This is a genomic window from Corallococcus sp. AB045 (genome assembly GCF_003668895.1).
Classification (GTDB): Bacteria; Myxococcota; Myxococcia; order Myxococcales; family Myxococcaceae; genus Corallococcus; species Corallococcus coralloides.
Map to the genome: position 1 here is coordinate 1 of NZ_RAWN01000289.1, position 8883 is coordinate 8883.

At 72.3% G+C, this 8883-nt stretch carries 6 protein-coding genes; 4 read left to right on the forward strand and 2 right to left on the reverse strand.

The genetic code is table 11. From position 1 onward, the window contains the following. Positions 1–79 precede the first annotated feature (79 nt). The 3 genes from D7Y21_RS38250 to D7Y21_RS38260 all read left to right on the forward strand — a co-directional run bounded on the left by D7Y21_RS38250 (position 80) and on the right by D7Y21_RS38260 (position 3991). On the forward strand, positions 80–1621 hold the full coding sequence (locus D7Y21_RS38250) for an FAD-binding oxidoreductase (RefSeq protein WP_120567503.1): 1542 nt from the start codon (positions 80–82) through the stop codon (positions 1619–1621). 120 nt (positions 1622–1741) lie between these two features. After that, positions 1742–2680, forward strand: a complete 939-nt coding sequence (locus D7Y21_RS38255) for a hypothetical protein (RefSeq protein WP_120567502.1) — start codon at positions 1742–1744, stop codon at positions 2678–2680. A 123-nt stretch (positions 2681–2803) separates the two neighbouring features. Beyond that, positions 2804–3991: a tetratricopeptide repeat protein gene (locus D7Y21_RS38260; protein ID WP_121718341.1), complete on the forward strand. Its 1188-nt coding sequence runs from the start codon at positions 2804–2806 to the stop codon at positions 3989–3991. 24 nt (positions 3992–4015) lie between these two features. On the opposite strand, the gene D7Y21_RS38265 is transcribed toward D7Y21_RS38260, so the two are convergent. Beyond that, entirely contained in the window at positions 4016–4978 is a 963-nt protein-coding gene (locus D7Y21_RS38265) for an ornithine cyclodeaminase family protein (RefSeq protein WP_120567500.1), read from the reverse strand. 242 nt (positions 4979–5220) lie between these two features. Between D7Y21_RS38265 and D7Y21_RS38270 the strand changes: the two genes are divergently transcribed. Then, on the forward strand, positions 5221–7275 hold the full coding sequence (locus tag D7Y21_RS38270; RefSeq protein ID WP_121718342.1) for an ATP-binding protein: 2055 nt from the start codon (positions 5221–5223) through the stop codon (positions 7273–7275). A gap of 7 nt (positions 7276–7282) precedes the next feature. On the opposite strand, the gene D7Y21_RS38275 is transcribed toward D7Y21_RS38270, so the two are convergent. Beyond that, on the reverse strand, positions 7283–8883 hold a 1601-nt coding region (locus D7Y21_RS38275), incomplete at its 5' end, for a Sapep family Mn(2+)-dependent dipeptidase (RefSeq protein ID WP_121718343.1).

Below are 8883 nucleotides of genomic sequence, written 5' to 3' on the forward strand. Positions count from 1 at the left end.
CGCTCACGGGGCCGCAGTATGCCCGCTCGCCGCCCGGGGAGCCAGCGGGGGGACGCCCGCGCGGGCATACTGCGGCCCCGTGAGCGAGACCGAAGCGAAGGCCCCCCCTCACCCCGGTGACCCGCAGGCGGCCCTGGCCGCGTGGCGGGAAGCGGTGGGTGAAGCGCACGTCATCCTGGATCCGGAAGCGCTGGAGGCCGCCCAGACGGCCACCTTCGCCACCACCCAGCGCATCCCCGCCATCGTGCGGCCGGCGGACACGGCGCAGGTGCAGGCGTGCCTGCGCATCGCGACCGCGCACCGCGTGCCGGTGTACCCGGTGAGCGCCGGCCGCAACTGGGGCTACGGTTCGCGCGTGCCTCCCGGCGACGGCAGCGTGCTGCTGGACCTGGGGCGCATGAACCGCATCCTCGCGCACGACGAACAGCTCGCGTACCTCACCGTGGAGCCCGGCGTGACGTTCCGCCAGGCCTACGAGTACCTGCGCGACAAGGGCTCCTCCACGTTCATCACCACCATCGGCGGATCACCGGACGCGAGCATGGTGGGCAACGCGCTGGAGCGCGGCGACGGGGCCGGCCCCAACGCGGACATCTTCCAGAACGTGTGCGCGCTGGAGGCCGTGCTCCCCACGGGCGAGCGCGTGGAGACGGGCCACGCGCGCTTCCCTGGCGCCCGCTCCGCCCCCGTCTTCCGCTGGGGCCTGGGCCCGGTGCTGGACGGCCTCTTCAGCCAGTCGTCACTGGGCGTGGTGACGCGGATGACGTTCTGGCTGGCGCGCAAGCAGCCCTGGCTGCGCGACTTCTTCTGCGCCGTGAACGACGACGCCCAGCTCTGGGACATGGTGGACCGGCTCCAGGCCCTGGCCCTGGACGGCACGCTCAAGGGCAGCTTCTTCTTCTGGAACGACATCAAGGCGTACAGCATCACCCAGCAATTCCCCTACCCCTCCGTGGGCCGGGCACCGCTGCCGGACTGGGCCCGCGAGAAGCTGCGCGAGGGCTTTGGCCGCTGGGCCATCAGCGGCACCCTCATCGCCCCGGACGCGGAGCTGGGCGCCCTGCTGGAGAAGCGGCTCGCGCGCGCCGTGGAAGGCGCCTTCCGCCCCCTGTCCTTCGGGCCGGTGGCCCCGTTTGGCGAAGGCACGCTCCAGGGAGTCCCCACCGAAACCAACCTCGCCATGGCCTACTGGCGCAAGCGCACCCCCAAGCCGGAGGACCCGCACCCGGACCGGGACCGCTGCGGCTTCATCTGGTGCTCCGTCGCCGTCCCCTTCACCGGCCCGGAGGCGAAGCGCGCCACGGACATCGCCGACCGCGTCCCCCGCCTCTTCGGGTTCGAACCCAACCTGGCGCTCCTCGCCCACTCCCCGCGCTGCGTCTACCTGGTCACCGCGCTCGCCTATGACCGGGACGTCCGCGGCGAGGACGCCCGCGCCCAGGCCTGCTACCGCGCCCTCACCCGCGAACTGGCGGACGCCGGGTACCACCTGACCCGAGCCGGACTCCAGGCGCAGGACGCCGCACCGCCCGTGCGGGACGACTCCGCGGAGGTGCGCAAGCGGCTGAAGTTGGCGTTCGATCCAGAGGGAATCCTGGCTCCCGGGAGATCCGAACCCTGAGGGCTCGGGCGGATCAGAAAGAAAAAAGAGGAGCGGAAACTTTCTCGGGTGGGCGCTCGATACTCTCTCAAGTCACAAGATTTCCCACCGCGCTTTGCGCCCGCCGGAGCACCCTCTTCCATGGCCATCGAGACCAACCGCTACCGCCCCGTGTTCCGGAACCCCGCGAAGCCCACTCCGGCCAACGGGATGCAGACGCGCCGTGAGGTCCAGGCTCACACGGAGAACCGGGCGCAGGGCGAGGCGACCCTCGACCTGACCCGCGGCGCGAAGGGCAACCGCGTCACCACCAGCAACAAGGCCAACCCCAACACCACGGCGGACATCCAGAAGCAGCTGGAGACCAGCCGCTTCGACAAGACGGTGGCCCAGGGTGAGTGGAACAAGAACTGGACCGCGGCCTCCGGCTCCCACACCTCCGGTGACGTGAACGGCAACTTCCACAACACGGTGGAAGGCCAGGTGCTGACGGCGGACGTGGCCGCGCAGGGCAGCGTCTCCATCGACCCGCTGCACGGCAAGATTGGCGCCGAGGGCTCCGTGGACGTGCGCGCCGACCTGGTGCGCGGCTCCGTGGAAGGCCACGCGGACACGGCGCTGGGCCGCTCCGAGTGGGGCGCGGAGGGCAACGTGGGCGCCGAGGCGACCGCCACGGGCCAGGTGGTGCTGGATCCGCTGCACGGCCAGGCCGCCGCCTCCGTTCACGGTGAGGCGTTCGCCGGCGCCCGCGCCAGCGCGGAGGTCACCCAGGAGATTGGGCCCGCGACCGTCACGGCCGGCGCGGAGGCCTTCGCCGGCATCGGCGTGGAGTTCGAGGCCAACGTCGGCCTGAAGGACGGCAAGCTGTCCGCCAACTTCGACGTGGGCGCGGCGCTGGGCATCGGCGCCAGCCTGGAGTTCGGCTTCTCCGTCGACGTGGGCAAGGTCGGCGACGCCGCCAAGGCCGCCGTCGAGGGCGTGGGCAACGCGGTGCAGAACGTCGGCGAGGGCATCAAGAACGTCGGCGAGGGCATCAAGAACGTCGGTGAGGGCATCAAGGACGTGCTGACCAAGTGGTAGCGGCGGGCCGCCTCCGGCCGCCTCCCACCTGAAGCTCTTCCCAGGGCCTCGTCCATCCGGGCGAGGCCCTTCCTTTTTCCCCGTTGCTCGACAGCCCCCGCCCCCTGGGGGACACTTTCCATCATGAACTCTCTGGAAACCCTCCTCGCGCAGGGTCAGGTGACCCAGGCCAAGGCCGAGGCCGAGAAGCTCCTCGCGAAGAACCCCAACCACCGCGACGCGCTGGTGGTGATGGCCAAGCTGGCCCTGGTGGAGAACAAGGTGCCCCAGGCGGAGGGCCTGCTCGCCAAGGCGGAGGCCCAGGGTGCCACGGCGGAGACCGGCCTCGTGCGCGCGAACATCGCCGCCCAGAAGGGCCAGCTGGACGCCGCCCTCAAGGCCTACCAGGGCGTGCTCGCGGTGGAGCCGAACCGCGCCGAGGCTCACTTCGGCAAGGGCATGATGCTGATCAAGCAGGACAAGGCGCCCCAGGCGCTGGAGGCCCTGTCCCAGGCCGCGAAGCTGGCGCCCCAGAACCCGGTGTTCCGCTACCGCCTGGGCCAGGTGCAGCTGGAGGCCGGCCAGACGGACGCCGGCCTCGCCACGCTGCGCGAGGTCCTCACGCTGGCGCCGCGCTTCGTGCCCGCGTACCTGAGCCTGTCGCACGCGCTGTCCGCCCAGGACAAGCTGGTGGACGCGCGCAAGGTGCTGGAGCAGGGCCTCCAGGCAGTGCCCTACCAGCCGCGCCTGCTCGCGTCCGTGACGGTGCTGTCCATGGCGCTGCGCGACCTGCGCACGTCCTACGAGGCGGCCTCCGCGCTCGCGGCCCAGCGCCCGAAGGACGCGGATGCCCAGGCGAACCTGGCGCAGCTGATGCTGGCGCGCGGTCAAGTCGAGCAGGCCCGCTACGTGTGCCAGACCATGGCGTCGCAGGGCGTCGCCAGCGAGTCGCTGAAGATGGCGGAGGCCACCTGCTTCGAGTCGCAGGAGCCGCCCGCGTACGACAAGGCCATCGCCGCGTACGAGCAGGGCATGGGCCTGGCGCCGGACGGCTGGCGCGCGGCGAACAACCTGGGCCAGCTGCTCCTGCGTGTCCCCGCGGAGCCGGCGAACACCCACCTGCCGCGCGCGGTGACGGTGCTGGAGGAGGCCGTGCGCCGCGCCCCGGACCGCCCGGAGCCGCTGCTCAACCTGGCGCTCGCGCAGGCGCGCCTGGGCCAGGAGCAGAAGGCGAAGGAGCTGGTGCAGAAGGTGCTCGCCATGCCGCTGGCGGAGGACACCGACCTGCACGAGGAGGCCGTGCGCCTCTCGAAGACGCTGTCCAAGGCCTGAAGAAGGCCGGACGGACGGCCCGCGCTACTCGTTGAAGTCGAGCGTGGGCACGTCCTCGTCGCCGGTCGCCGACTGGTACACGTGCCAGGCGGCGGCCAGGTCCTGGAAGGGCAGGCCCACCCCGGCGAACACCGTCACCTGGTCCTGGGACGTGCGCCCGGGCTTGAGGCCCGCGAGGACCTCGCCCAGCTCCGCGTGGATGGCGGCCTCCGTGAGCCCCACCGCGCCCGCCGCGCCGGTGGAGACGCTCAAGCCGCGGTGGTCGCAGACGAACAGCGATTGCTCGAGCAGGTCCTGGGACAGCTCCGCCTTGCCCGGCTCGTCCGCTCCCAGCGCGGTGATGTGCGTGCCCGGCCGCACCATGCCCGCGTGCAGGAAGGGCTGGTGGCTCCACGTCGCCGTCACCACGATGTCCGCGTCCGCTACGGCGTCCGCCACGGACGTCTCCACGCGCACGGGCAGGTTCAGCTCCTGGTACATGCGCTGCGCGTAGGCGTTCGCGTGCGCGATGTTCGTGTCGTAGACGCACACCTGGCTGAGCGTGCGCACCAGCCGCAGCTGCTTGAGCTGGAGCACGCCCTGTCTGCCGGCGCCAATCACCGCCACGCGCGTGGCGTCCGGCCGGGCCAGCACGTCCGCGGCCAGCGCGCCCACCACGCCGGTGCGCACGGCGGTGAGGTGGCCGGAGTCCATCACCGCGAGCAGCCCTCCCGTCACCAGGTCGTGCAGGTGCACCACGCCCTGGATGGCGGGCTTCTGGGCCGGGAACTTCGCGTGCACCTTCACCGTGTACGCGGGGATGCCGGGCACGCAGCCGGGGAAGAGCACCATCGCGGTGCCCACCGAGTGCAGCGGCGCCCGCACGCGCTGCGGGGCCACCGTGCGGGCCAGGACGTCGGTACGGAAGGCCTCGCGCAGGTCGTCCAGGAGCAGGAGCGCCTGGATGTTGCGGGCCACGGCGGAGCGGTTGAGCAGGAGGGTGCGCATGCTTTGACGGCCACCCTACCCGAGCGTGCGCATGCCCTGGGGCGCGAACGTCCCCAGGGCCAGCCGAGCGCACGAAGGTGAACGGCGCGCCGGGCGGTGCGTCCGGGGCCCGGCCCGGAACTGGCGGCCGAGGGCTCGTGGCGAGCCCCCATCCGCCACGGGGGCGAAGCGCGCCGGGAGCACCATGCGCAGACTTTCCGCGAGGGGCGGCGCAACCGGGCGAGGGCCCGGGGAGACGGGCGATGCAGGAGCCGGATTCACACTCCGTGGACGAGGATGCGCGCGGCGGCCCCCGCCCGTCCGCGGCGGAGTTCCTGCGCGCGAATCACGACGCGCTGCTGATGGACTGGCAGCAGGCGGTGTTCGAGCACCTGGGCCGGACGGACTCCGCCCGCCCTCCCTGGCTCATCGACCACATGCCGGAGCTGCTCACCGCGCTGGCGGACGCGATGGAGCTGGGGCCGGAGGCGCTGGACGAACGCCAGGAGGCGGCGCACGCGGCGGCCCGGCTGGACGCGGGCTTCAACCTGGGCGAGGTGGCCCAGGAGTACGCGCTCCTGCGCCGCTGCATCCTCCACCGGCTGGAGGCGCGGGAGCAGCGGCTGCGGCCCGGGGACCTCACGCGGCTGGAGGAGACGCTCGACCGGGTGGTCACCCGGACGATGACGTTCTTCTGGGACATGAAGCAGCGCATCCTCCAGACGCTGGACCGCATGTCCGAGGCGACGCTGGACGACCCGGACATGGAGACGCTCCTGGAGCGCCTGCTCACCCGACTGATGGAGTCCGCGCTCACCGTGGACACGGCGGCGGTGATGCTGCTGGAGGACGACGCGCTGGTGGTGCGCGCCTCGGTGGGCCTGAGCACGGACGAGGTGAAGGGCCTGCGCGTGCCGGTGGGCCAGGGCGTGAGCGGGCTGGCGGCGCTGGAGCGGCGGCCCTTCTTCGTCCGCTCGGCCGCCACGGACCCGCGCGTCCTCTTCGGGCCGCTGCGCCGCGCGGGGCTGCGCGCGCTGTACGGCCTGCCGCTCATGGACGGCGAGCGGCTGTTGGGCATGGCGTACATGGGCTCGCGCACGGCCTTCGCCTTCTCCGACGCGGACGTGCTGCTCTTCCACGCCGTCGCGGAGCGGTCGTCCGCGCACATCGCCCAGACGGAGCTGCACGCGCGCGAGCACGAGGCACGCCAGGAGGCCGAGCGGTCGCTGGCGCTGCTGGACTCGCTGCTGGAGGCGGCGCCCGTGGGCATCGCGTTCCTGGATCCGGAACTGCGCTACCTGCGCATCAACGGCACGCTGGCGCGGCTCAACAACAAGCCCGTGGAGGACCACCGGGGCCGCACGCTGCACGAGATGGTCCGCATCGGCGCCGTGGCCCCCATCGAGCGCGCGCTGCGGCAGGTGCTGGACACCGGGCGGCCCGTGCAGGACGTGCTCCTCGAAGGGCCGGATCCAGTGCGGGGCCGCGCGGGAATCTGGCGCGCGGACTACTTCCCGGTGCGCACCTCGGACGGCGTGCTGCTCGGCGTGGGCTCCACGGTGGTGGACATCACCGACCACAAGCGCGCGGAGACCGCGCTCCAGCAGGCCATCGACTTCCGCGAGGAGCTCATCGCGGTCCTGGGCCACGACCTGCGCAACCCGCTGCACGCGGTGAACGCGTCGGCGTTCATGCTGGGGAAGGTCCCGGCGCTGGACACGACGGCGCGCCGCTCCGTGGACCGCATCCGCAAGGCCACGGCGCGGATGACGCGGATGATCAACGACATCCTCGACTTCGCGCGCAGCCGCCTGGGCGGAGGCATCCCGGTGACGCGCCAGCACGTGAACATGGAGGAGCTGTGCCAGGGCATGCTGGAGGAGCTCCAGGTGGTCTACCCGGAGCGGCCCCTCGTGCTGGAGGTGCACGGGGATGACCTGTGGGGGGACTGGGACCCGGACCGGGTGACGCAGGTGCTGGGCAATCTGGTGGTGAACGCGCTGCAACACGCGAAGAGCGACACGCCCGTCGTCACCACGCTCACCAGCGAGGCCAAGGACGTGGTGATGCGCGTGTGCAACGAGGGGGACCCCATCCCGCCGGAGCTGCTGCCGCACCTGTTCGACCCGTTCAAGCAGTCGAGCGTTCCGAAGGCGGGCAACAAGCACCGCAGCCTGGGGCTGGGGCTCTACATCGTGAGTGAGATCGTCCAGGTGCACCGGGGCAGCGTCCGAGTGGAGACCGCCGCCGGGGACGGCACGGCCTTCACCGTGCGCTGGCCCCGCATCCCCCCGCCCCTGGGCTACCTGACGCCGTGAGCCGCCGTCACGGCGCGGCCTTCACCTCGGACGCGGGCGCGATGGCGAGCGTGTGCACGGCCTCCGCGAGCATGCGCGTGCCCAGGTCCAGCGTCTCCAGCGCGATGGATTCATCCGGGGCGTGGCCGGTGTAGGGCTCGTTGGGGAACGCGGGCCCGAAGTCCACGGCGCGAGGAAAGAGCCGCGCGTAGGTGCCGCCGCGGATGGAACCCGGCACCGCGTCCGGCGCCTTGCGCTGCCGCTGGTAGATGTCCATCAGCGTCTTCACCAGCGGGCCGGACGTGTCCGCCACGTGCGGGTCGCCCAGGTAGCGGCCGGCGCCCTCCTTCACCTGGCCCCCGGAGTCCTCGCCCACGCGCTTCGTGGCGGCGTCCAGCGACGCGTTGAAGGCCGCCGCGTCCTGGCCCTGCGGCCGGCGCATGTTGACGCCCAGGGACACGGTGCCGTCCTTCACGCGCAGCACGGTGGGCGCCACGAGCAGCGGGCCCATCAGCGCGTCCTGGTACTTCAGGCCCAGCCTCTCGCCGTGGTGGTCGCCGTCGAAGCGCTTCGCCACCACGCGCAGCAGCGCCGCGATGCCGTTGTCTTCCAATGACAGCCGCGAGGCCACGGCGGACACGTCCCAGAGCGCGTTGTGGCCCTCGTCCGCGACGGACGAGTGCACCGCCACGCCGTGGGTGGTGAGCACCACCGTATTGCCCTCGCGCTTCGCGTCGGCCTTCAGGTCCTTGCGTGCGGAGGACTCCTGGGCGATGGCGGCCTTCACGGCGGCGAGCACCGTCTCCGGCGTCTGGCCCTTCACAGGCGCGAGCTTCAGCGTGGCGGTGCCGGGCACCTGGGTGAGGAACTCGCCCGCGCTCACGTCCACGGCGCGCGCGACGGTGCCCTCCTTCGGCGTGGCGAGGGCCGCGCCCACGAGCGCCTCCAGCGTCCACGCGACGAAGCCGGACTGCGCGGCCATCACCGGGTAGCCGGAGTCCACGGAGATGACGTGCGTGGGCTTGGGCTGCGTGTCCGCGTAGTTCTTCATGCCGGACCAGTCGCTCTCCTCGCCGTTGCCGATGATGATCAGCACCTTGCCCTGGGGCTTGAGGCCCAGGTCCTTGGCCATGGCCAGCGCGACGAGCCCGGAGGCGATGGGCCCCTTGTCGTCCTCCACGCCGCGGCCGTACAGGCGGCCCTTCTCCACCACGGGCTTGAAGGGCGCGCGCTTCCACTCATGGGCGGGCGCGGGGACGACGTCGCCGTGGAACACGAGCCCCAGCAGCGGCTCGCCCTCGCCCCAGGACAGCTCGAAGACGTCGTTCTCTCCCACGGTGCGGAAGCCGAAGCCGTGCTGCTTCGCCCACGCCTCCAGGGCGCGGCCCATGGCGGCCACCTCCGGGTTCTTCGCGGCGGGGGCTTCGCTGCTCACCGTCTTGAAGCGGACGAGCGTCTGCGTGAGGGCCACCACGTCATCCAGTGCACACGCCTGGACGTAGGCGGCGTAACGCTCCGCGGCGGAGGCGCCCTTCAGGGCGGTGCCGGAGAAGCGGGCGGCGCGGGCGGCGGGCTTGCCGGCGCAGCGCGGGTCCTTGGCCGCGAGGGCGGCGGTGGGGGCCAGGAGAC

Excerpts from the sequence above, each read along its gene's own strand:
- D7Y21_RS38255 (WP_120567502.1), top strand. The coding sequence starts at position 1,742 with ATGGCCATCGAGACCAACCGCTACCGCCCCGTGTTCCGGAACCCCGCG.
- D7Y21_RS38260 (WP_121718341.1), top strand. The coding sequence starts at position 2,804 with ATGAACTCTCTGGAAACCCTCCTCGCGCAGGGTCAGGTGACCCAGGCC.
- D7Y21_RS38265 (WP_120567500.1), bottom strand. The coding sequence starts at position 4,978 with ATGCGCACCCTCCTGCTCAACCGCTCCGCCGTGGCCCGCAACATCCAG.
- D7Y21_RS38270 (WP_121718342.1), top strand. The coding sequence starts at position 5,221 with ATGCAGGAGCCGGATTCACACTCCGTGGACGAGGATGCGCGCGGCGGC.